At 46.7% G+C, this 22,654-nt stretch carries 20 protein-coding genes and 1 pseudogene; 9 read left to right on the top strand and 12 right to left on the bottom strand.

Going from position 1 to position 22,654, the window contains the following annotated elements:
* Positions 1-81 precede the first annotated feature (81 nt).
* Entirely contained in the window at positions 82-1,131 is a 1,050-nt protein-coding gene (locus BBP27_RS08260; protein WP_070606302.1) for an acyltransferase, read from the top strand.
* A 72-nt stretch (positions 1,132-1,203) separates the two neighbouring features.
* Here the strand turns inward: BBP27_RS08260 and BBP27_RS08255 are convergent, their stop codons facing one another.
* Both BBP27_RS08255 and BBP27_RS08250 read right to left on the bottom strand, forming a co-directional pair.
* Positions 1,204-4,872: a CDP-glycerol glycerophosphotransferase family protein gene (locus BBP27_RS08255; RefSeq protein WP_188212243.1), complete on the bottom strand. Its 3,669-nt coding sequence runs from the start codon at positions 4,870-4,872 to the stop codon at positions 1,204-1,206.
* Positions 4,873-4,889: 17 nt separating this feature from the next.
* Positions 4,890-5,993, bottom strand: a complete 1,104-nt coding sequence (locus BBP27_RS08250; RefSeq protein ID WP_188212242.1) for a stealth family protein — start codon at positions 5,991-5,993, stop codon at positions 4,890-4,892.
* Positions 5,994-6,111: 118 nt separating this feature from the next.
* Here BBP27_RS08250 and BBP27_RS08245 point away from each other — a divergent pair, with 118 nt between their 5' ends.
* From BBP27_RS08245 to BBP27_RS08220, 6 genes are all read left to right on the top strand, one after another.
* Positions 6,112-7,290: a polysaccharide biosynthesis/export family protein gene (locus BBP27_RS08245; protein WP_188212241.1), complete on the top strand. Its 1,179-nt coding sequence runs from the start codon at positions 6,112-6,114 to the stop codon at positions 7,288-7,290.
* Positions 7,291-7,301: 11 nt separating this feature from the next.
* Positions 7,302-8,471, top strand: coding sequence for a capsule biosynthesis protein (locus BBP27_RS08240; protein ID WP_188212240.1), 1,170 nt, complete (start codon positions 7,302-7,304; stop codon positions 8,469-8,471).
* Entirely contained in the window at positions 8,471-9,268 is a 798-nt protein-coding gene (locus BBP27_RS08235; RefSeq protein WP_070606293.1) for an ABC transporter permease, read from the top strand. The genes BBP27_RS08240 and BBP27_RS08235 overlap by 1 nt, the downstream gene beginning before the upstream one ends.
* On the top strand, positions 9,265-9,915 hold the full coding sequence (locus BBP27_RS08230) for an ABC transporter ATP-binding protein (protein WP_003747991.1): 651 nt from the start codon (positions 9,265-9,267) through the stop codon (positions 9,913-9,915). The genes BBP27_RS08235 and BBP27_RS08230 overlap by 4 nt, the downstream gene beginning before the upstream one ends.
* Before the next feature lie 64 nt (positions 9,916-9,979).
* Complete coding sequence (locus BBP27_RS08225) at positions 9,980-12,253, top strand: Tex family protein (protein ID WP_188212239.1); 2,274 nt, start codon at positions 9,980-9,982, stop codon at positions 12,251-12,253.
* Positions 12,254-12,453: 200 nt separating this feature from the next.
* On the top strand, positions 12,454-12,795 hold the full coding sequence (locus BBP27_RS08220) for a hypothetical protein (RefSeq protein WP_049329464.1): 342 nt from the start codon (positions 12,454-12,456) through the stop codon (positions 12,793-12,795).
* 57 nt (positions 12,796-12,852) lie between these two features.
* Here BBP27_RS08220 and BBP27_RS08215 read toward each other — a convergent pair.
* Positions 12,853-13,744 (bottom strand): annotated as a pseudogene (locus BBP27_RS08215) (LysR family transcriptional regulator).
* 129 nt (positions 13,745-13,873) lie between these two features.
* Between BBP27_RS08215 and BBP27_RS08210 the strand changes: the two are divergent.
* Together BBP27_RS08210 and BBP27_RS08205 are read left to right on the top strand one after the other, a co-directional pair.
* Positions 13,874-14,269, top strand: a complete 396-nt coding sequence (locus BBP27_RS08210) for a DoxX family protein (protein WP_188212238.1) — start codon at positions 13,874-13,876, stop codon at positions 14,267-14,269.
* Between the two features lie 15 nt (positions 14,270-14,284).
* Entirely contained in the window at positions 14,285-14,890 is a 606-nt protein-coding gene (locus BBP27_RS08205; protein ID WP_188212237.1) for a nitroreductase family protein, read from the top strand.
* A 113-nt stretch (positions 14,891-15,003) separates the two neighbouring features.
* On the opposite strand, the gene cysS is transcribed toward BBP27_RS08205, so the two are convergent.
* From cysS to BBP27_RS08160, 9 genes are all read right to left on the bottom strand, one after another.
* Positions 15,004-16,425, bottom strand: a complete 1,422-nt coding sequence (gene cysS / locus BBP27_RS08200; protein WP_188212236.1) for a cysteine--tRNA ligase — start codon at positions 16,423-16,425, stop codon at positions 15,004-15,006.
* Between the two features lie 681 nt (positions 16,426-17,106).
* The gene (locus BBP27_RS08195) at positions 17,107-18,156 is read right to left on the bottom strand and encodes an AAA family ATPase (protein ID WP_188212235.1); all 1,050 of its coding nucleotides are present in this window, start codon (positions 18,154-18,156) and stop codon (positions 17,107-17,109) included.
* Positions 18,157-18,238: 82 nt separating this feature from the next.
* Complete coding sequence (obgE, locus tag BBP27_RS08190) at positions 18,239-19,393, bottom strand: GTPase ObgE (RefSeq protein ID WP_188212234.1); 1,155 nt, start codon at positions 19,391-19,393, stop codon at positions 18,239-18,241.
* A gap of 143 nt (positions 19,394-19,536) precedes the next feature.
* On the bottom strand, positions 19,537-20,025 hold the full coding sequence (locus tag BBP27_RS08185) for a peroxiredoxin family protein (RefSeq protein WP_070649860.1): 489 nt from the start codon (positions 20,023-20,025) through the stop codon (positions 19,537-19,539).
* Positions 20,022-20,405: an acyl-CoA thioesterase gene (locus tag BBP27_RS08180; RefSeq protein WP_049335809.1), complete on the bottom strand. Its 384-nt coding sequence runs from the start codon at positions 20,403-20,405 to the stop codon at positions 20,022-20,024. The genes BBP27_RS08185 and BBP27_RS08180 overlap by 4 nt, the downstream gene beginning before the upstream one ends.
* Positions 20,405-20,767, bottom strand: coding sequence for a hypothetical protein (locus BBP27_RS08175; protein ID WP_003681812.1), 363 nt, complete (start codon positions 20,765-20,767; stop codon positions 20,405-20,407). The genes BBP27_RS08180 and BBP27_RS08175 overlap by 1 nt, the downstream gene beginning before the upstream one ends.
* A 114-nt stretch (positions 20,768-20,881) precedes the next feature.
* A complete protein-coding gene (locus BBP27_RS08170) occupies positions 20,882-21,709 on the bottom strand; it encodes an MlaA family lipoprotein (protein ID WP_049335811.1) in 828 nt (275 codons plus the stop codon).
* Positions 21,706-21,984, bottom strand: a complete 279-nt coding sequence (locus tag BBP27_RS08165; RefSeq protein ID WP_036493932.1) for an STAS domain-containing protein — start codon at positions 21,982-21,984, stop codon at positions 21,706-21,708. Before BBP27_RS08165 ends, BBP27_RS08170 begins: the two co-directional genes overlap by 4 nt.
* A 63-nt stretch (positions 21,985-22,047) precedes the next feature.
* Positions 22,048-22,638, bottom strand: a complete 591-nt coding sequence (locus BBP27_RS08160; RefSeq protein WP_003681817.1) for an MlaC/ttg2D family ABC transporter substrate-binding protein — start codon at positions 22,636-22,638, stop codon at positions 22,048-22,050.
* Positions 22,639-22,654: the final 16 nt, after the last annotated feature.

Below are 22,654 nucleotides of genomic sequence, written 5' to 3'. Positions count from 1 at the left end.
GAAGTAAATAGACAGTAAGTTTTAAATTTACTGTCTATTTTTTTAAGATTTGAACCATATTTATCATGTTTGGGGAATGTAATGGTAGATAAAACGACTGAAGAATTTCAGCAAGAAATTCTTAAAAATATCAAATTAAAAAATACGTCTGTTGATATTTATTATCAGCAGAATGTGTACTGCAATTTCAAATCTGACCGTGAAACACCATTTTCTGTCAGTTTAAATTTAGATTGGCAGAAGATTTTCCTGTTTTATCGTAATAAAAGTGAGATAGATAATATCGGAGAAATGTTTCCAAACTTCAGTTTATCTAAGCAGGATGGGGATAATGTATACATTTATGATGTCAGTGCTTTGGATTTTGCCCAAACCTGTGCGGTCTTTATCAAATTGGCCGAACGTGCGGAACAATATTTTTCTGAACGGCCAGTAGTTAACAGCCGCAAAAAAGAAGTGATGTCAGGTAATTATATCGACACCTCTGGAAATAAAATTACTGCACCTGATAATCTGCGAAACTGTCATTTCCAATTTCTAGGAGGAGGTGGGAATGAAGTTGTTATCCACCCTAATGCAAACTTGCGTAATGTATTTTTAGAATTTTTAGGCAAGGACAGCAAAGTCTATATTGGAGAAAATGTTTCTATGCAAGGCCAATGGTGTTTGGGAGTAGGCTGTACGATTAACATCGGTAGTAAAACTACCAGTACCAATCCGGTTTATATTACTGTTGCCGAACATACAACCTTGTCCATTGGTGAAGATTGTATGTTTGCCACTAATAATCAAATCCGTACTGATGATGCACACCCAATTTATGATGTTCATACTGGAAAACGTTTAAATGTTTCTAAAGACGTTACTATTGGAGACAGAGTGTGGGTAGCCTATGGCGCAACAATTTGGGGTGGTACAAAGATTGGTAGCGGTAGTATTGTTGGTGCATTTTCGGTAGTGAAAAAACATTTTCCTAATAACTGCGTTATTGCAGGCGTGCCGGCTAAAGTCATACGCAAAGATGTATTTTGGGAACGTAATAATGTTTTATATACAGATATAGATGAAGGTAAGGATTTGGCAGAAATGAATCATGTTACCTATATCAATTCAACAGTAGAACTTGATTAGTGCATCTAACTAGTAAAGGCCGTCTGAAAACATAAAAGTTTTCAGACGGCCTTTTTTAAGATAAGACAGAGATTACTCTAAACAAGCCAATTGTTTTTTCAGACACTCAGCCTGTAATGCCTTGTCACCTTTAGCTTCGGCTATTTCGGCTGCCAGTTTCCAATATGCTGCTGTGTCTTGTAGAGAGAGACTGTCAAAATAACGTTGTGCTGCCTGATGGTTTTTCAGACGGCATAAAGCAGTTGTATAAAGATACATCGTTTCCGGTGAGGCTTGTGCAAAATCAGCCAATATTTTGGTGACAGACTCCCAATCTTGGTTTTGGGCAAGTTTTTCAGCTTCATACAAGGCCAAAGACGGATTCTCAGGATATTTTTGGCGCAGTTGAGCCAATAGATATCTTTCGCCGTCAGTGTTACCGGAAGCGTACATTTTTTTCAGATAATCGACTGTTAAATCTTCAGGAATTAAGAGCAGATTTTCTTCAAAGGCACGGTTAAGCTGGGTAAATAGTTTTTCAGAATCACCGCGTAATTTCGCCAGTCTTGCAATCGCGATACGGCAACTTGGATCATTCTGAGTATGGTTTTCAAAAGCAACCAAAAACTGATGCGCGCCTTGTAAGTTACCAAGTTTCATGCAGAGGTAAGAAGCCAACAGCTCGGGTTTGAGATAGCCTTTTTGGCGATCGTCCAAGCTATCAATATACGTTTTCAGTAAAGCCAATGCTACAAAATAATTCTGCTCCGATAGCTTTTGTGCTACGGTCAACAAAGGTTGATATGAATCGGGTAAGTCTGTACCTATCCGGGCAAACAGTTTTTCAGACGGCCTTTTTGCTTGGTGAAACGAGGCTGCAAGTAATGCGATAAGTAAATCATTTTGCGTTCCTATATGCTCGTTTTCAGCAAAAAATTCCGCCCCTTTAACGGCATTACCGATATATAAATCCATTTTCGCATGCCAGTAACCTGCGGTATCGGGATAATCAGGTAACAGGTTTTGCAAAGTACCAAACTGGTTGCTCTCAAATAAAGCGTTCAGATAACGATGGCGATAATCAGCTGTTTCTTCCGCATTCAGACGGCCTGTATCAAGCAGAGTTTGGATACGGGTTGCTGCCAAGTCCCATGCATGATGATTCTCTGCTTGGGTAATCATATTCTGAATAATAGGCAGATTATCTGTAGTGTCAGGTTGGTCAAGTGCTGTAATAGACTGATAGACACGCTCACAATTATTCGAATCCCTAAATTGGAATGTCTTATCAATGCGTGTTTGATACAAATCTGGTACTTTAGCTTGGTTTTCTACTAGATCTTTTAATGCTGCCAGAAGTTCTGTTTCATTATAAGCAACTGCACCAAAACCATCTCGGTTATAGTCAAAATAACCTTTTTGATAGGTGTGATTTCCACTGGAGAATACTTCATCATAATCAAATTGATAATACAAAATAGCTTTATTCAAGTAGGCTACATCAAATGCAACAGATGAATAGTCTGTAATCAAGATGCTAGTATTTTGGAAGACGGATTGGATGTTACCTTCTGAATAGCTATAGATTTTAATAAAGTCAGGCACAGTGAACTCATCCATGTATTCCTGAATACTTGGATGTGGTGCAAAGACGATTTGATAACCTTGATCATTCAGTTCTTTTAATATGGCGTGATTCATGAAACCATGCCAATGTTTGGCATAGTTAGTTTTCATGAAATTAGGGTTTCTTGTTCGTTCTGTACCTGAAATATATGTGCCTACAATAGAGCTACGCCATGTTGGCATAATTAAAATCTGTTTAGATTCAGTATTGTTATTGATAAGTAAACGGTCATAACGAGGGAAACCTGTCAGTTTAACTTCTTTTTTACCAAATTTATAAGCAGTCGTGTTGTCCACAATAGAATGGTATTCTGGATTTGTCGCTGTAACGAAACAAGCAATTTTTTTGGTATTTAACCAACCTGATAAATCATCTTTCGTAATGCCATGTTGTAAAAAGACGTAGTCTTTATCTAATAGGGAATTATCTTTGAAATAATGTGTGATATATCCATCAACATGACTACTGATGATTTTTTCGCAGTCTTTTAATTTACTCTCAAATGCAGATGAGCCAAATTCAAGCAAATTAAACCCATCTTGTTCGAGCCTTTTCCAATCAGAGGAGGTTTTTTTCAGGGCAAAATAAATATCTTGTTCTGGATGATTTTCACTAATATAACGATATAAGTGTTCTGCATTATCATCGGCCTGATTGTCCCTATCCATTAAAATCCAGGCATTCGATTTAACCGTGGATTTTTGTTTGAATGAAGTGAATACTGTTTCGATTGGTAGTTTGTCAAATTGTTTTCCTGAGAATGTTAATTTAGCTCTTTTACCGGCTAGAAAAAGTTCTAAATCGCCCATGTCGTGACAAGGAAGCCATGTTCGGTATTCTTTAGTGTATAAACTGCCTAGAAAGTCATAGACAACTTCTTTTTGGTATTTAGGGAATATTTCCTTACCATTGATTACCCATTGTTCAACAATTGGAAAATTTGAAAAATATTTCACCAAAATCTGTTTCTTTTTCAAATCAAAATCTTCAATATAGGCAATTTGATTCTTAGGTGCCGTATTTTTAAATAAACCGAGCAGAGCTACTTTTTGGAAAAACCATGTCCCTGCTAAATTAAAGCGAAGAATTGTTGCTTCATCAATATATGAAAACATTTCATGTAATAAGGCAACGAAATGTTTTTTTTGCTCTTCACTTAGGTGTGACAATGCTGCAGGTTTGTTTACGATACGGCCAAAATACCAGATGATATGGTATAGGACGATTCTTTGAATATGCTCAGGGACTTCTCCAAATTTCATTTTGGCTGTTTTTAAAATTTCAATACAGCCTTTTTCAATTACCCTAGAAAATAGTAATGGATTGTTCCATGCTCCATCTAACGTGGACGAACCATCAGAACGTTTTCGATAAAAATAACTGATTTTTGACAGAAAAGCAGCATTAGTTGAGGCATCAGTATTTAGAATATAATCAGTAACAAATTTTGCATCTTCAAAGCTAGGTTTCATCGCCTCATCAAAATAAATATGTGCATTACGGATATTATCAATTTTGAAAAAAGCAGTACTTGCAGATAATTGTAGGTGATCTTTTAGATTAGATAATGGAAAGACAACATCCCCTTTAGCAAAACGGTATTTTAAGGGGTGTGTATCTTTCACCATGTCTTTATCTTCAAAGTAGAATACTAATGGGCAACCTACTATGCTAATGTTGGCATTATTACTTAAGAAGTTATCTGTCTTGTAGAAGTAATCAGAAGAAACAAAATCATCTGGATCTATGAATGTTACCCATTCGGTTTCAACATGTTGTAAACCCAGATTGCGTGCCGAGGCCTGGCCGCCATTTTCTTTGTAAAAATAATGGATATTTTGGGGAAACTTGGCTTGCCATCGTTTGATGATTTCTGCCGAATGGTCGGTTGACCCATCATCTACTAGAATGATTTGAATGTGTTTTTTGAAATTCAAGCTTTGTTTGACGATGCTGTCAAAGTATTCATCAAGGTATTTTTCGACGTTATAAACGGCTGAAACGATTGTAAATTGATTATTACCTTCGTATTTTAAGGGAAGGTATTTTTTGAGTTTCATTACGCGTTTGGCGTACATGTCGCGGAAAAAGAGTTTAGGATCTCGTAAGAGCTTCCGAAATTTTTTATTGTTCATTTTTTGACCTTTTATTTTTATTTGATTTTGAAGTAATTTTCCAGCATTTGAATCAGTTTGTCCTGGTAGTTTTCAATCTGTTGCTGGCTGTGAAAATCGTTGGCACAAAAAGAGTGTGGCTGCCGCCCATTTTTTTTATTTTCCAAGAGCTTGATATATTGGGCAGGCGCTTTGTTGGAGCGGATATTAAAATAATAACATATTTCATTACCTACTGTAGATTTCCTGTTTAAAAACATCAGCCAAGGTACGAGGAAGGTGGCAAGGTTGAGATCGTGGTTAGAACGGAAACGGTTGGATAAAAAGGCTTCAATCTCAGTACGGTAGTGCTGCCAAGCAAATTGAAAGCTGCTTTTATGCAGTGGGATATAGGTGTGTACTAACGGACGGTCGATTTGGCAGTCGTAGTGTTGTTGTAATAGTGCGATACAGTTTTTTGAGGCGGAAAGAGTTGGTGTGTCAGTTCCTCTTTCGGACATTTGTTTTAGGCTTTTGTCTGCAATAAAAAGTGAAGCAATCCCGTTGGCGTGAAAAAAATGTTCCTTGGGTAATGGTCGGGCAACAAATACATCATCGTTAAAATAGATGAAGTGTTCATTTAGATTGGGAATGTTGTGCAGGTGTGCTTCGATTACATGCGAATTGAAGGTGGGCAGGTATTGCGGGTCAATGATTTGACTGTGATCTATTATACTGACATTGGGATAGTCGGCAGGATTGAGCCAGTCGGGGCGTTGGTTATCGGTAATGATGTAGATATGGTTGACCCACGGCAGGAAGGTACGCACGCTGTGAAGTGAATAGTAAAGTTCGTTGTGGTTGCTGAAACGGGCTTCGTCATTATTGTGAAGTGCGTTTTGTTCGGCGGTAGGGCTATATTGGCGGCGACGTTGCTGCCATTTGGGATCTTGGTTATTTACCCATGTGAAAACGACATCAACTTTAATAGGGGGAAGGTCGATACTATTTTCAAGTTCGGCTAAATACAGGCTGTTGTCGATAATGACCGGTTCGTCAGGCTCTGTTGTACGCTGTTCGGCGTTACGGACAGGGTATCTTTTATTGAGATAGTCGCGGAAGAATACACCTGGTTGTCGAATCAGTTTTTTAAGTTTCCTCATGACGGTATTCGCTGTAATGTGATGTTTTTGATGTTTATGTCAGGTTTTCAGACGGCCTAATATTTCATCAGGTGTTATAATGGTCGTGCTTAATTAAAAGTATAGTGAGATTTAATCAATGTTGAAAGCAGAATGTCTTACCCGCAGGGGCATGTTATTGTTGTGTGTCAGCCTGTTAGCCGCATGCTCTTCTCTTCCTAATTCCGGCCCAAGTACACGAAATGTTGTTGCTTTGGGGCAACAGCCGGCTACAGCCGAAGTGCCGGAGGTGGAATTGATTGATGTGAATGGCGCGGTGGCTCAGTCACTATATCAAGCGCAAGTTAATCAGTCATTTGCTCAGTTGGGCGATGGTACATCATCAATAGGGGCTATCAATATAGGCGATGTGCTGGACATTACGATTTGGGAAGCTCCTCCGGCTGTGTTGTTCGGTGGGGCTTTGTCGTCTACTGGTTCGGGTAATGCGCAGCAAACGAAGCTGCCAGAACAGATGGTCAGCTCTGCAGGTACGATTTCTGTGCCGTTTATCGGCGATGTGTCTGTCCTTGGTAAAACACCGGTTCAGGTGCAAAACATTATTAAAGGCCGTCTGAAAAAAATGGCGAACCAGCCGCAGGTAATGGTGCGCATGGTGCAAAACAATGCGGCGAATGTATCGGTTATCCGTGCGGGCAACAGTGTGCGTATGCCTTTGACGGCTGCAGGCGAGCGTGTGTTGGATGCGGTGGCTGCGGTGGGCGGTTCGACTGCGAATGTTCAGGATACGAACGTACAGCTGACACGTGGCAATGTTGTCAGAACGATTGCTTTGGAAGACTTGGTGGCGCATCCGCGTCAAAATATTTTGTTGCGCCGCGGGGATGTGGTCACAATGATTACTAATCCGAGCACATTTACTTCTATGGGTGCGGTCGGTCATACGCAGCAGATTGGTTTCTCTGTGAAGGGCTTGTCTTTGGCTGAGGCTGTGGGACGTATGGGCGGTCTGCAGGATTATCGTGCAGATGCGCGCGGTGTATTTGTATTCCGTTATGCGCCTTTATCCGAGCTGCCTCCCGAGAAACAATCTAAATGGGTTGAAAAGGGTTATGGCGATCGTGCGGAGATTCCTGTGGTCTACCGTTTGAACCTGGCAGATGCGAATTCTATGTTTTGGATGCAGCGTTTCCCTGTGAAGGATAAGGACGTGGTGTACGTATCGAATGCGCCGATGGCTGAAGTACGCAAGTTCTTGTCATTTGTGTTCTCGCCTGTGGTTAGCGGTGCGAACAGTATTAATAATTTAGTGAACTAATGGGGAAAATAATGTCTGAGCAAGTTTCTGCAAATGTGGATGTGAAACCGGAACAACCGGTTCCCGAAAAGAAAAAGGCCAAAAAGTCTTGGTTGCGTAAGATTAATCCGTTGCTTTGGGTAACGGTTATCGTGCCGACTTTGTGTTCCGGTGTGTATTACGGACTATTTGCTTCTGATCAGTTCACATCCCAGTCCAGCTTTGTGGTGCGTTCTCCTAAAAGCCAATCGTCTTTGAACGGCTTGGGCGCTATTTTGCAGGGGTCTGGTTTCTCTCGTGCACAAGACGATATTTATACCGTGCAGGAATATATGCAGTCGCGTTCGGCTTTGGACGCGTTGCGTAAGAAAATGCCCGTTCGTGATTTTTATGAAAAAGAAGGCGACATTTTCAGCCGTTTTAATGGTTTTGGCCTGCGTGGCGAGGATGAAGCGTTTTATCAATACTACCGCGATAAGGTATCCATCCATTTTGACTCTGTCTCAGGCATTTCTAATTTGAGCGTTACATCTTTCAATGCCGGTGAATCTCAAAAGATCAATGATGCTTTGCTCAAACAGGGCGAGGTATTGATCAACCAGCTGAACGAACGTGCTCGTCAGGATACGATTCGTTATGCTCAAGAAGTGGTCAATTCGGCTGAAGAAAAAGTTAAAGAAGCTTCTGCCCAATTAACAAAATTCCGTGTGTCCAACGGTATTTTCGACTTGAAGGCGCAATCTGATGTGCAAATGGGTTTGGTATCTAAATTGCAAGACGAGTTGATTGTCATTCAAACCCAGCTGGATCAGGTAAAAGCTGTTACGCCTGAAAACCCGCAAATTCCAGGTTTGATTGCGCGTGAGAAGAGCTTGCGTAAAGAAATTTCGCAACAAATGAAAGCGATTTCCGGCGGTGGCGAGGGTTCGTTGTCCAATCAGGCGGCGGAATATCAACGCGTGTATTTGGAAAATGAATTGGCTGAGAAACAATTGGCTGCGGCGATGACTTCTTTGGAAAGTGCAAAAGCGGAAGCGGATCGTCAGCAATTGTATTTGGAAGTGATTTCCCAGCCGAACAAACCTGACTTGGCACATGAGCCAAACCGTTTGTACAACATCGTGGCAACGTTTGTCATCGGTTTGATTGTCTATGGCATTGCCGTGTTGCTGACGGCAAGTATCCGTGAGCATAAAAACTGATGAAAGAGCTACATAAAACATCGTTTTTGGAGTCGCTGCTTATTCAAAAAAGGGTAATCGGCGCACTCTTAATGCGTGAAATTATTACTCGCTACGGTCGTAATAACATTGGTTTTTTGTGGTTGTTTGTCGAACCTTTGCTGCTGACTTTGGTTATGGTGTTGATGTGGAAATTTTTCCGCATGCACAACGTGTCAGCTTTGAATATCGTGGCATTCACGCTGACAGGCTATCCGATGATGATGATGTGGCGTAATGCTTCTAATCGTGCCATCGGTTCGATTGCGGCCAATACAAGCTTGCTGTATCACCGAAATGTACGCGTTTTGGATACCATTTTTGCGCGTATGTTGTTGGAGATTGCCGGCGCCACCATTGCGCAGGTCGTGATTATGTTCGCATTGGTCATCATCGGTTGGATTGATGTACCGGCAGATATTTTCTATATGTTGTTGGCTTGGCTTTTGATGGCAATGTTTGCCGTTGGATTGGGGCTGGTCATTTGTTCGGTGGCGTTTCACTTTGAACCGTTTGGTAAGGTTTGGAGTACCATCAGTTTTGTGATGATGCCTTTATCCGGCGTGTTTTTCTTCGTACACAACCTGCCTCAGCAGTTGCAACACTATGTGCTGATGATTCCGATGGTGCATGGTACAGAAATGTTCCGTGCCGGATATTTTGGCGACAGCGTCACGACTTACGAAAATCCTTGGTATATTTTGTTGTGTAATTTAGTTTTGCTGCTGCTTGGTTTGGCGATGGTGGCGAGATTCAGCAAAGGGGTTGAGCCGCAATGATTTCAGTTGAACACGTTTCCAAACGGTATCTGACCCGCCAAGGTTGGCGGACAGTCTTGCACGATATCAACTTCAAAATGGAGAAGGGCGAGAAAATCGGTATTCTCGGCCGCAACGGTGCAGGTAAATCGACGCTTATCCGTTTGATCAGCGGCGTTGAGCCGCCGACCACGGGTGAAATCAAGCGGACGATGAGTATTTCTTGGCCTTTGGCATTCTCCGGAGCGTTTCAGGGCAGTCTGACCGGTATGGACAATTTGCGTTTCATCTGCCGGATTTACAATGTCGATATCGATTATGTGAAGAACTTTACCGAAGAGTTTTCCGAGCTGGGTCAGTATCTTTACGAGCCGGTTAAGCGTTATTCTTCAGGTATGAAGGCGCGTTTGGCATTTGCTTTGTCGTTGGCGGTAGAGTTTGACTGCTATCTGATTGACGAAGTGATTGCAGTGGGCGACTCGCGCTTTGCCGATAAATGTAAGTATGAGTTGTTTGAAAAGCGCAAAGACCGTTCCATCATTTTGGTGTCACACAGCCACAGCGCCATGAAGCAATATTGCGATAATGCGATGGTGCTGGAAAAAGGGCATATGTACCAGTTTGAAGATATGGACAAAGCCTACGAATATTATAATTCGCTGCCTTAAAGCGATTGTTTTTTAAATCAGGCCGTCTGAAATTTCAGACGGCCTGTCCGTTGGAATTCTATTGATGAACATTACTCAAATTCTCTCCCAAGAACTCTCCGCCACCGCCACGCAAATCACCGCCGCCGTCGAGCTTTTAGACGACGGCGCGACCGTGCCGTTTATCGCGCGTTACCGTAAAGAAGTCACAGGCGGGCTGGACGACACGCAGCTGCGTCAGCTTGCCGAGCGGCTGCAATACCTGCGCGAGTTGGAAGAGCGCAAAGCCGTTGTTTTAAAAAGCATTGAAGAGCAAGGCAAGCTTTCAGACGACCTCAGGGCGCAAATTGAAGCCGCCGACAACAAAACCGCGCTGGAAGACCTGTATCTGCCTTACAAGCCCAAACGCCGCACCAAAGCGCAAATCGCGCGCGAACACGGTTTGCAGCCGCTGGCAGACATGTTGCTTGCCGAGCAGCCGCAGGATGTTGAAGCCGCCGCACAGGGCTACCTAAACGAAAACGTCCCCGACACCAAAGCCGCGTTGGACGGCGCGCGTGCAATTCTGATGGAGCAGTTTGCCGAAGACGCGGAACTCATCGGCACGCTGCGCGACAAGCTGTGGAACGAAGCCGAAATCCACGCGCAAGTCGTTGAAGGTAAAGAAACCGAAGGCGAAAAATTCAGCGATTATTTCGACCACCGCGAACCTATTCGCACCATGCCCAGCCACCGCGCGCTGGCGGTTTTGCGCGGCCGCAACGAAGGCATTTTGAACATCGCGCTCAAATACCAGCCCGACGACACGCCGATTACCCAGCAAAGCGAATACGAGCAAATCATCGCCCGCCGTTTCAAGGTTTCAGACGGCCACAAATGGCTACGCGACACCGTGCGTCTGACTTGGCGCGCGAAAATCTTTTTATCGTTGGAACTTGAAGCCCTAAATCGTTTGAAAGAAGCCGCCGACACCGATGCGATTACCGTGTTCGCCCGTAATCTCAAAGACTTGTTGCTTGCTGCGCCTGCCGGACGACTGACGACTTTGGGCCTCGACCCCGGCTACAAGAACGGCGTGAAATGCGCCGTGGTGGACGACACGGGCAAGCTGCTGGATACGGTCATCGTCTATTTGCACCAAGAAAACAATATGTTGGCAACGCTGTCGCGCCTGATTAAGCAGCATGACGTGAAACTTATCGCCATCGGCAACGGCACCGCCAGCCGTGAAACCGACAAAATTGCGGGTGAACTGGTGCGTGAAATGTCGAAAATGGGGCTGCACAAAATCGTCGTTTCCGAAGCCGGCGCGTCGATTTATTCCGCGTCCGAACTGGCGGCGCGCGAGTTCCCCGACTTGGACGTTTCCCTGCGCAGCGCAGTGTCCATTGCCCGCAGGCTGCAAGACCCGCTCGCCGAGCTGGTCAAAATTGACCCCAAATCCATCGGCGTGGGTCAGTATCAGCACGACGTGAACCAAAGCCAGCTCGCCAAATCGCTGGACGCGGTGGTCGAAGACTGCGTGAACGCCGTCGGCGTGGACGTGAACACCGCGTCCGCCCCGCTCTTGGCGCGGATTTCCGGTTTGAATCAAACCCTTGCCCAAAACATCGTCGCCTACCGCGATGAAAACGGCGCGTTCGACAGCCGCAAAAAATTGCTGAAAGTGCCGCGTTTGGGCGAAAAAACCTTCGAGCAGGCGGCGGGCTTTTTGCGGATTAACGGCGGCAAAGAGCCGCTGGACGCGAGCGCCGTCCACCCCGAAGCCTATCCCATCGTCGCCAAAATGCTGGCGCAACAAGGCATTACCGCCGCCGAACTCATCGGCAACCGCGAGCGCGTGAAGCAAATCAAAGCGTCCGACTTCACCGACGAACGCTTCGGCCTACCGACCATTCTGGACATCCTGTCCGAGCTGGAAAAACCCGGCCGTGACCCGCGCGGCGAGTTTCAGACGGCCTCATTCGCCGAAGGCATCCACGAAATCAGCGACTTGCAAGTCGGCATGATACTCGAAGGCGTGGTCTCCAACGTTGCCAACTTCGGCGCATTCGTGGACATCGGCGTCCATCAGGACGGCCTGGTGCACATCTCCGCCCTGTCCAACAAGTTCGTCCAAGACCCGCGCGAAGTCGTGAAAGCCGGCGACGTGGTGAAAGTGAAAGTGCTGGAAGTCGACGCCGCCAGAAAACGCATCGCGCTGACTATGCGGCTGGATGACGAGGCGGGCGGCGCAACCAAGGGCAACAGGTCGTCTGAAAGCAAACACTCCGAACGCCGCGACCGCAAACCCCAACGCAACGACCGCGCCCCGACCAATTCGGCAATGGCGGATGCGTTTGCGAAGTTGAAGCGGTAAGGTAGAAAACCAATTGAAGGTCGTCTGAGAAATGATGTTCAGACGGCCTTTATTGTATGGGGTGGATTAGATAATTGATGGAGTGGATATAGTGATGCGTCTATTGAATATTACCGATACATTTTGTAGTAGGTACATGCAAACAAGCGTATAGTTCCAAATATTACAAACCCATCATCACAACCTTAGGAGTTCAAACCATGAAACCTGTTTTGTTTGCCGCGCTGATTTCCTGTTTCTCCGTTGCGGCTTATGCGGCTTGTACCGACAGCCAGCAGCAGTGCGTGATTTATAAAAACGGCAACGTCGCGACAGAAGGCGGCTGTACAGTCAATAAGTGTCAGAATGCCGATGCGCAAGTGTTGAAATGGAAGCTGAAAAACGGTAAAGGCGTAACCGTGGAAATCGGTAAAAACGGTAAGGTTTTGGTGAACAAGAAACCGGGTGCGAAAGCGAACAACAGCAATGCGTCAGGCATGGGTTTGACATGCTATGCCGCCGATGCGGACAAACGTGAACAGTTCTGCTCGACCAATTATTGATTGGATTGTTGCTTTGATTAAAGGCCGTCTGAAAAGTGTTTCAGACGGCCTTGATGTTTATCCTTCCGATATTTTTTCATTGAAGAAGTTGATAAAGCTGCGCACTTTCGCGCTGAGAAAGGCCCTGTCGACATAGGTGGCGTTCAGTTGGTCTGTCCAGATGGTGTAATCGGGCAGGAGTTGGACCAATGTGCCGTCCTTCAATTCCTGCTGAACCGCCCAAAGGGGCTGATAGCCTATGCCTGCGCCTGCTTTAATCAGCTCGCGTATCATCAGCGTGTTGTCGCTGCGGATAACGGGGGAGAGATGGAGAATGACTTTTTCTCCGGTGTGGCAGTGGGTAATTTCCCAGTTTTGTTGACTGGTATAGGAAGGCAGGATGGCTTGGTGCTGCATGACGGCTTCGGGCGTATCGGGTGTGCCGTGCCGGGCAAGATAGTCGGGGGCGGCAAGCAGGACGAATTCGATTTTGGCCAGCGGTTTGACGATCAGCGAAGGGGAGGGAGTTTTGGAAACGCGCAAGGCGAGGTCGAAACCTTCGGCAATGAGGTCGATATGGCGGTTGTCGAGGACGAGGTCAAGCGTGACTTTGGGATAACGCTGGCGGTATTCGGCCAACCATGCGCTCATATTGCCACCTGCAAACCACAGGGGCATGGTAACGCGCAACATACCTTGCGGCGTGTCGGTGCCGCCTGCCGCTTTTTGGGCGGCGGTGTCCAAGGTATCCAGCGCGTAGCTGCATTGGCGGTAGTATTCTTCGCCTGCTTCGGTTAGGTGGAGATTACGGCTGTTGCGGTGTAAGAGCTTGGCTTGAATGGTGTTTTCCAGATGGCTGACGTGTTTGCTGGCCATGGAGGTGGAGATATTGAGCTGATCGGCAGCACGGGTAAAACTGCCGCTTTGAACAACTTGGCGGAAAACTTTCTAGGCTGAATAGGGTGTCCATGATTTCTTATTAGGAAACGTTGTATCAATAATTCGAGTATATATCTCTTACTGGGAATTATCTATACTGTACTTATTGAAATTGCTCCCTACCTCTTTCAGGTAGTCATTTAAGATAAGGATTATTAAGATGTCAGCCCTCAAATCATTTCAACCTGTTGTATTGTCTGTCTTGCGCATTGTGACGGCGTATCTGTTTTTGCTGCACGGTACGGCCAAGTTTTTCAGTTTTCCGATGTCCATGGGCGGAGCGCCCGAAGGCTTGATGCTGGTGGCCGGTATTTTGGAAATTGTCGGCGGTATCTTATTGATATTGGGCCTGTTTACGCGTCCGGCCGCGTTTGTTTTGTCCGGTCAGATGGCAGCCGCCTACTTTATGGCGCACGCGTCTTCTGGTAATGTTTTGTTTCCATTGGCCAACCAGGGTGAATCTGCCGTTTTGTTCTGCTTCGTGTTTTTGTACCTGGCAGTAGCCGGCGGCGGAGCGTGGGCTTTGGATAGCGTTTTTGGTAAAGATAAAGATTAATTTAAGGAAAAGATCATGACTTATTCTGTTTTGCAACAAGCTGCTGAAACCCGTCGTTCTATCTATGCATTGAACAACACCCTGCCTCTTTCAAATGAGGAAGTAACCAAAATCATCGAACACGCCGTTTTGCATACGCCGTCTTCTTTCAATTCGCAATCTGCCCGAGTGGTCGTATTGTTTGGCGAAGAACATGCCAAAGTGTGGCATTTTGTCGAAGAAGCTTTGCGTGCAATTGTCCCTGCCGAGCAGTTTGAAGCCACTGCGCAAAAACTGAACTTGTTTAAAGCAGGTGCAGCGACAGTTTTGTTCTTTGAAGATCAAGATGTTGTCAAAGGCTTGCAAGAGCAGTTCCCATCTTATGCGGCCAATTTCCCGATCTGGGCGGATCAGGCAAATGCCATGGTGCAATATGCCGTTTGGACAACATTGGCGGCTGCCGGTATCGGCGCCAATCTGCAACACTACAATCCGCTGCCTGATGCGGCCATTGCCAAAGAATGGAACCTGCCGGAAAGCTGGTTGTTGCGTGCGCAAATGGTGATTGGCGGTATCGCGGCTCCAGCCGGCGAAAAAACCTTCCAACCAATCGAAGGCCGTCTGAAAGTATTCGGTGCATAAATGAAATGATGTTTTCAACAAAGGGCGCGATGTTTGCGCCCTTTTTGAAATAGCAAAATTAAAAAGGCCGTCTGAAAAACAGTTTCAGACGGCCTTTTATCTATGTCATGAAATCAACCGCGGCGCCAAGTTGTACCGCCGGCGTTGTCTTCCAGAATGATTTTGTGTTCGTTCAGAAGGTCGCGGATGCGGTCGGACTCCGCCCAGTTTTTATCTGCGCGCGCCTGTTTGCGCCGGGCGATTAAGTCTTCGATTTCTTCGTTGGACAGGCCGTCTGAAACAGCGCCGCCTTGCAGGAACTCGGTCGGATCGCGTTGCAACAGGCCGATGATGCCGCCCAAGGCTTTCAGGCAGCCGGCGAGGTGTGCATCATTGGTTTTGTTCACTTCGCCTGCCAGCTCGAATAGTACGGCAACGGCTTCGACCGTGCCGAAATCGTCGTTCATGGCGGCGTAGAAGCGGCGGGTGTAGTCGTTGGCGTTTTCAGATAAATCAAACTCAGCCGCTGGTGTGTTTTTCAAGGTGGTGTACAGGCGTGTCAGCGCACCTTTGGCATCGTCCAAATGCGCGTCGGAGTAATTCAGCGGGCTGCGGTAGTGGGCGCGCAGGATGAAGAAACGCACGACTTCGGGGTCGTATTGTTTCAACACTTCGCGGATGGTGAAAAAGTTGCCCAACGATTTGGACATTTTTTCGCCGTCCACGCGGATGAAGCCGTTGTGCAGCCAGTATTTGACATGGCTGGCAATGCTTTGACCGTGGTGGGTTTGCGCGTGGTCGTGGCCGCAGGTATGCCCTGTCGCGCCGACACTTTGGGCGATTTCGTTTTCATGGTGCGGGAATTGCAAATCCGCACCGCCGCCGTGGATGTCGAAAGTATCGCCGAACAGGTTTTCACTCATGGCGGAGCATTCGATGTGCCACCCCGGACGACCATTGCCCCACGGGCTCTCCCATGCCGGTTCGCCTGCTTTGGCGGCTTTCCACAACACAAAATCAAGCGGATCACGTTTGAAACCGTCCACTTCCACACGTTCGCCTGCGCGCAGGTCGTCCAACGATTTGCCCGATAATTGGCCGTAAGCGGCAAACTCGCGCACGGCGTAGTAAACGTCGCCGTTTGCAGCAGGATATGCCTTGCCGTTTTGAATCAGGGTTTCAATCATGGCAATCATTTGCGGAATGTTTTCCGTCGCCTTCGGCTCAATATCCGGACGCAACACGCCCAAAGCATCGGCATCTTCGTGCATAGCCTGAATGAAACGCGCGGTCAGTTCGCCGATGGTCTCGCCGTTCTCAGCCGCACGGGCAATGATTTTGTCGTCGATGTCGGTGATATTACGCACATAAGTAAGCGGATAGCCGCACTCGCGCAACCAACGGGCAATCATGTCGAACACAACCATCACACGGGCATGGCCTAAGTGGCAGTAGTCGTAAACAGTCATGCCGCAAACGTACATACGCACGTTTTTAGGGTCGATGGGGGAAAAGGGTTCTTTTTGACGGGTAAGGGTGTTGTAGATGGTGGTCATGGGATTATGGATTGATCTTTGTTGCTCGGATGATAATTTCTGTTCTGTTCCTATAGATACGGACCAAGGAACATTACGTAGTTGCGGATTATTAATATGGTTGATATTTGTGAAAATTGGTTCTGCATAACAATTCTCAAATGTTTTTGTAAACTTTGATGTTTTAAACTTAACTTTTAATGAGGCTATATCTAATGAAGAAGGAGAAAGTTTGCTTATACTAGGCATTTCAATATGAAGAACTATTTTTATTTCGTTGCAATTTAAAGCTGAGTGAGCAAAATCTTTTTCCTCCTGCTTTTCTGCTTTAAATTTAGCGGAAACCAATCCTGCCAATGAATCTCGAATTTTTCTTGCGATTAAATATGGTAGGTCAGATAATTTTTCATCTATTGATTGAGAATTTGGCTCAAACTCAAGTTGGTAATAATCTTTGATTTCAATTAGCCAAAGTGTCGATTCATGAAGAGCTATTATATCTACACCTGAGCTGCCACTATCGTTATCCACACTTTGATCTATCCCATTTTTCCCTTTTTCATTTGTATCAATTTTGTTACGTAAATTACAACTGTTCTGAAAAATTTCATAATGTTCCCAATTATCATATTTGGTAGCACGGTAATCTTCAGGAAAAGTAAGAGTTAATCTCTTTTCTTTGATTATGGTCATAGCCTAACCTCAAATATTCAGATACCTGTCTGCCTGCATAATGCTTTCATCTAACAATATCAATGTATCCAAATCATTAATGCTGTCCCCTTGTTCTACTTTTGTTCCATCATCGGAAGCAACCAATGAGAAAAAACGTACAGGTAAATTTGTTTTATTTTCAAAATTCAAAAGTTCCAATTCTCTCAATAGGAATAAAGAGTGTGTCGCAATAAAGACTTGAATGCCTTGTTGAGATAAAGACCAAATAATACGGGCAGCCACTTTGATCAATTTAGGATTCAGATTAGCTTCCGGTTCATCCCAAAATAGATAGCCTTTATCTAGCAATGCCCCTGTTGCGATTAACCGGGCAATCATGACAAATTTCCGCAAACCCTCTGCTACCAAAGGTGCTTCAATCTTACCGCCCGTGTTTGTCAGTGATAGATAAAATCTTCCTTGTTCTTCAGATACTTTTCCTCCCATTGCGTTCTCAATAGGTTCGAGCAATTCTCGAATTTTTGTTTCTCTGGGGCCTTTGGCGAGTGGGTGATTTAATTGCGTACAAGTATCAAACCAAGTTTCTTCAAAAGGGATGCTTTGGCTTTGATATAAGGAAATGAACCAAGGGCAAAGTGTAATTAATTCGCGGCTGGGTAAGAAGATAGGTGTCGGAGTATATTCATTTTCTTTCAATCCGATGCTTTGAACATTGACTTGCGATGATGAGTTACTGGAAAAATTCAGACTACTATGCGTAGTACCGTTTTGCAGTTTTAAAACGATTTCCGTACGCCCTCGCCCCTGCAAACGTTTGCTCAACCTGCCCAAGGAATCGGGACGGAAAACATTCAGTAATTTATCGGCAAAACTTTTTTGCAATTCTGTTTTCAGTAATCTGTTTTTGGTGTTAGATGTTACTTCTAGCAGGCTGTATAAAATTTTTAACAAATGTGTTTTGCCACAACCGTTTTCGGCAACAATAACATTGAGATTTTCAGAAAATTCAAAAGTATCGTTTGGAAGAACGGTAAAGTTTGTCAACTCAAGCGACTGGATATATTGGTTAGATGACATTTTTAATCCATTTCAATCTTGCTTTAAAATTGTTTTAGACAACCTTTTGTAGAACAAATATCGTCTGAAACCCTTTCTTTTTTCACTCCGGCTTAAACACACCAGTATCCGTTTTAGGCTGCTGCTCAGTAATTTCGGCTTTTGCGGCTGCCTGTTCCGCTTCGGCTTTCTCAGCTTCGATGCGTTTTTTTTCGGTCAGGTATTGGTTGATTTGGTGTACCAATTCCTGCGTGCCTTGGTGGGTCAGGGCGCTGATTTGGAAGAGGCGCGGGGTTTCTATGTCGAATTGGAAGCGGTCGTCTGGTTTGGGGTAATCCCAGCCGATGGCTTCTAGGAAGGCAGCGGTACGCGTTTGGGCTTCTTCTTCATCGAGCATATCGAGTTTGTTTAGCACCAGCCAGCGAGGTTTGTCGTAGAGTTCTTCGTCGTATTTGCGCAATTCGTTGATGATGGCGAGGGCTTCTTCGGCGGGGTTGACGGTTTCGTCGAAGGGCGCCAAATCGACGACGTGCAGCAGCAGGCCGGTGCGCGATAGGTGTTTGAGGAAGCGGTGGCCGAGGCCTGCGCCTTCTGCCGCGCCTTCAATCAGGCCGGGGATGTCTGCCATGACAAAGCTGTGGTTTTCGTCAATGCGCACGACGCCTAAATTCGGATGCAGGGTGGTGAAGGGGTAGTTGGCGATTTTGGGGCGTGCGGCGGAGACGGCGGTAATCAGGGTGGATTTGCCGGCGTTGGGCATGCCTAATAAGCCGACATCGGCGAGGACTTTAAGCTCGAGTTGCAGGGAACGGGTTTCGCCTTCTTCGCCAGGTGTGGACTGTTTTGGGGCGCGGTTGACGGAGGATTTGAAGTGGATGTTGCCCAAGCCGCCTTTGCCGCCCTTGGCTAGGCAGACGCGCTGGCCGTGGTGGGTGAGGTCGGCGACGATTTCGTCGGTGTCGAGGTCGCGGATAAGGGTGCCGACGGGCATTTTGAGGACGATGTCGTCCGCCCCTGCGCCGTAGCGGTCGGAACCGTGGCCTTTTTCGCCGTTTTTGGCTTGGTAGCGTTTGACGAAGCGGTATTCGACGAGGGTGTTGGTGTTTTCATCGGCTTCTGCCCAAACGCTGCCGCCTTTGCCGCCGTCGCCGCCGTCGGGGCCGCCGCGCGGTACGAATTTTTCGCGGCGGAAACTGGTTGCGCCATTACCGCCTTTGCCTGCGGCGACTTCGATTTTTGCTTCGTCGATGAATTTCATGATGTTCTCTTATGGGTATTCGGTTGTTTCAGACGGCCTTTGTTAATAGAGGAGCTTGGTGTCTGAACGGATAAAATGTTGCTTATTATAAAGGATATTTCGGTTTTAGGCCGTCTGAAATGTGGTTTCAGACGGCCTTGGATTTATTGGGCGAGAGCCTGGTCGATTTCTTGATAGAGTTGGGAGAAATTGGGTTCGCCAACGTAGGTTTTGAGGATGTTGCCGTTTTTGTCGATCAGAACGGAAGTCGGGTAAACCTGTGTGCCAAAGGCTTTTGCGGCAGTTTTGTCGGCATCGTACATGACGGTGAAAGGAAGGCCGTATTCTTTGACGTATTGATGGACGCTTTCAATGGGGTCGATGGGTTGGGCAATGCCGAGGACTTGGAAGTTTTTGCCTTGATAATCTTGGGCGGTTTTGATGATTTTAGGCATCTCACTCACGCAGCCGGGGCAGGAGGGAAACCAGAAGTTGATGAGGGTAACTTTGTCTTTTAAATCGGCGTTGGTAATGGTTTTGCCTTGCAGGTCGGGCAGGGCGAAATCAGGGGCGGCTTTGTTGCTGGGGATAAGGACGAAGGTAAGAAGCGCGCCAATTGTGGCAACGATGAGGAGTGTGAGTATTTTTTTCATGATTCGAGGTTTTGAATGACGTGTGCTAAGGTTTTGGGAACGCTGATGCTACGGCCGCTTTCGCTGCTGACGGGCATAAGGGTCACTTCGGCTTCGATGGCAGCTTTGCCGTTGGGCAGGGTCGCGGTTTGGCTGAGGATGATGTGGCGTGTGCCGATGTCTTTCAGACGGCCTGTGAAGGTTAAAACATCGCCTTCAAGCGACGGGCGGCGATAGCGGATGTCAACGCGTGCAACAACGAGCATGATGCCTTTGAGTTCGGACAGAAGGTCATGCTCTTGAAAAAACGTCCAGCGCGCTTCTTCGAGAAATTCGAGATAGCGTGCATTGTTGACGTGGCCGTAGCCGTCAAGGTGGTAGTTGCGGACGGTCAGTTTCATCAGTTGAGATTGATGGGTTGGAACTCTTCGCGTGCGATTGGTTCGTGTTCGAGGTCGGTAATCACGGTGGAGAGTTGGATATCGAACCATTCGTTGAAAATGTCGGCATCCAAATCCGGCCATTCGCTTTCGTCTTCGCACCAGTCGGCCAATTCGGCAGCAAAAATATCTTCAAAACGCGCTTCGATTTCGTCCCATACTTCGTCGGCAGTTTCGCATGGGCGAACGAGGTAGGAATTGGCATCGGCTTGAATGTCTTCCAGTGTCAGGCCGTCTAGGTGATTGCCGGGCAGGGATTTCAGCCAGTTCCAAAATGGATCGAGGGGGATAAGCAGGAAGACGCTGCGGTTGACTTCGTACATGGTGTTTTCCTTGGTTTCTGTATAGTTGAATGATATAGCAAAGGTGGTGGACTGGCTATCTTTTGGGGGATAAAGGCCGTCTGAATTTCAGACGGCCTTTATTTTTGGGAACAATCAGAGGTTTTCTGATGGTGTTTGATACAGGGTTTGGGGATTGGCTGTATCGGGAATTTCTGCCGGAGCGGTTTGAGGGGCTGTTACCGGTTCGGAAGTGGCATTGCTGTCCACTAAGTCATCAATGTCGATGTTGTCGTCTTCGCTTTGAGGGAGCGTGCCGCCGGTTTGTTGGGTGCGGACTTTCATGTAAAGGTCGCGTGTGTAGCTGTATTTGTCGATGGCTGCACCTTCGAGGCTGTCGGTCAGGTCGAGCAGTTCTTCACGGGTGTTGATGGCTTGCAGGCCGATTGTGCCCCAGCGTCCTGCTCTGGTGTGGAAGACGGCATTTTTAACCGGATAGACGGTGGTGACGGCGTTGCCGACGGTATCGCGTACGGTAGACGGGCCGAGTAGGGGGACAACGAAGTAGTTGCTGTTTTTCCAGCCCCATGAGGCGAAGGTATCGCCGAGGGTGTTTTTATTGCTGGGCACACCGCCTGCACCGGCTACGTCGATTAAACCGCCAAGGCCGAAGGTGGTGTTGATGCCGACGCGGACGAGGTCTTCGCTGGCGCGTTTGACGTCAAGGCGCAGTACATTGCTGCCGAAGCTGACGACATCGCGCAGGTTGTTGAAGAAGTTGATCACGCCGGTACGCACCGGTTTGGGCGTTATTTTGCGATAACCGCGTGCGACAGGGGAAAGGACGTATTTGTCTGCTTTGTCGTTGAACTTGGAAACGGTACGGTTGTAGCCTTCGTAAGGGTCGGCTGGATTGCGTTCGGCAAGTGCGGGAGCGGAGGCTATGCTGATGAGGAGGCAGAGTGAAGCGGTGGTTTTTTTCATGATTGCAACCAGTCTTTGATTTCGTAAAGTTCGGCCAGTGCGCGGACGGAATCGGGAATGTTTTGAATGGTCGGTTTTTTGTCTGTCCGGCGCAGAGCGTTGAGCAGCAGGGAAACGCAGGCTGAATCTGCTTTGCCTACTTGGCTGAAGTCTATACTGTCTGTTTCTTTCAGACGGCATTGTTGTTCGTAGCGCGCAAAGGCGGAGGCAGTCAGGGTTTTGACGGTAACGTCGCCGCTGATGTAGAGCGTGCCGTTGCGGATTTCTGTTTGCATGGTGTCTTTATGATGTAAGGCACCATGCCGTCTGAACATCAGGCGGCATGGTGCGGGGGTGGATTATTTACCGCCGTTTTTGGCTTTCAAGTCGGCAATCAGGCCGTCGATGCCTTTGGCTTTGATGGTTTCGCCGAATTGGTTGCGGTATACGGTAACCAAGCTTGCGCCTTCTACTGCGACATTATATGCGCGGTATTTGCTGCCGCTTTGGTAGGTGGTGAAGTCCATGTTGACCGGTTTTTGGCCGGAAACGTTGATTTCGGCGCGGACGACGATTTCTTTACCGCCTTTGTTTACGACCGGGTTGTCTTTGATGTTGACCTTGGCGTTTTTGAATTTCAGCATGGTGCCGGAGTAGGTGCGGATCAGCAGGGTTTGGAACTCTTTAGTCAACGCTTGTTTTTGTGCGTCAGTTGCAGTACGCCATGGGTTGCCGACGGCCAAAGCTGTCATGCGTTGGAAGTCGAAGTAAGGGATGGCGTAGGCTTCAGCTTTTTGGCGTGCAGTGTTGGCATCGCCGCTGTTGAGGATTTTCAGCACTTGAACGGAGTTTTCACGGACTTGGTTGACTGCGTCGGCAGGAGAGGCAAATGCCATGCTGATGCTCAATACGCCGATGCTCAATGCGCTGATGAAGGAAGTTTTTTTCATGGGAGTGTCCTGAATA

This window comes from Neisseria sp. RH3002v2g, from assembly GCF_014596425.2.
In the GTDB taxonomy this organism is placed as follows: Bacteria; Pseudomonadota; Gammaproteobacteria; order Burkholderiales; family Neisseriaceae; genus Neisseria.
The sequence above is the reverse complement of the archived record's forward strand: the minus strand, read 5'-3'. Positions and strand labels throughout refer to the sequence as shown.

Coding starts and splice junctions, on each gene's coding strand:
- BBP27_RS08235 (WP_070606293.1), top strand. CDS start 8,471: ATGAAAGAGCTACATAAAACATCGTTTTTGGAGTCGCTGCTTATTCAA.
- BBP27_RS08260 (WP_070606302.1), top strand. CDS start 82: ATGGTAGATAAAACGACTGAAGAATTTCAGCAAGAAATTCTTAAAAAT.
- BBP27_RS08225 (WP_188212239.1), top strand. CDS start 9,980: ATGAACATTACTCAAATTCTCTCCCAAGAACTCTCCGCCACCGCCACG.
- BBP27_RS08160 (WP_003681817.1), bottom strand. CDS start 22,638: ATGAAAAAAACTTCCTTCATCAGCGCATTGAGCATCGGCGTATTGAGC.
- BBP27_RS08220 (WP_049329464.1), top strand. CDS start 12,454: ATGAAACCTGTTTTGTTTGCCGCGCTGATTTCCTGTTTCTCCGTTGCG.
- BBP27_RS08170 (WP_049335811.1), bottom strand. CDS start 21,709: ATGAAAAAAACCACCGCTTCACTCTGCCTCCTCATCAGCATAGCCTCC.
- BBP27_RS08180 (WP_049335809.1), bottom strand. CDS start 20,405: ATGAAACTGACCGTCCGCAACTACCACCTTGACGGCTACGGCCACGTC.
- BBP27_RS08175 (WP_003681812.1), bottom strand. CDS start 20,767: ATGTACGAAGTCAACCGCAGCGTCTTCCTGCTTATCCCCCTCGATCCA.
- cysS (WP_188212236.1), bottom strand. CDS start 16,425: ATGACCACCATCTACAACACCCTTACCCGTCAAAAAGAACCCTTTTCC.
- BBP27_RS08250 (WP_188212242.1), bottom strand. CDS start 5,993: ATGAGGAAACTTAAAAAACTGATTCGACAACCAGGTGTATTCTTCCGC.
- BBP27_RS08185 (WP_070649860.1), bottom strand. CDS start 20,025: ATGAAAAAAATACTCACACTCCTCATCGTTGCCACAATTGGCGCGCTT.
- BBP27_RS08165 (WP_036493932.1), bottom strand. CDS start 21,984: ATGCAAACAGAAATCCGCAACGGCACGCTCTACATCAGCGGCGACGTT.
- BBP27_RS08240 (WP_188212240.1), top strand. CDS start 7,302: ATGTCTGAGCAAGTTTCTGCAAATGTGGATGTGAAACCGGAACAACCG.
- obgE (WP_188212234.1), bottom strand. CDS start 19,393: ATGAAATTCATCGACGAAGCAAAAATCGAAGTCGCCGCAGGCAAAGGC.
- BBP27_RS08210 (WP_188212238.1), top strand. CDS start 13,874: ATGTCAGCCCTCAAATCATTTCAACCTGTTGTATTGTCTGTCTTGCGC.
- BBP27_RS08195 (WP_188212235.1), bottom strand. CDS start 18,156: ATGTCATCTAACCAATATATCCAGTCGCTTGAGTTGACAAACTTTACC.
- BBP27_RS08245 (WP_188212241.1), top strand. CDS start 6,112: ATGTTGAAAGCAGAATGTCTTACCCGCAGGGGCATGTTATTGTTGTGT.
- BBP27_RS08205 (WP_188212237.1), top strand. CDS start 14,285: ATGACTTATTCTGTTTTGCAACAAGCTGCTGAAACCCGTCGTTCTATC.
- BBP27_RS08230 (WP_003747991.1), top strand. CDS start 9,265: ATGATTTCAGTTGAACACGTTTCCAAACGGTATCTGACCCGCCAAGGT.
- BBP27_RS08255 (WP_188212243.1), bottom strand. CDS start 4,872: ATGAACAATAAAAAATTTCGGAAGCTCTTACGAGATCCTAAACTCTTT.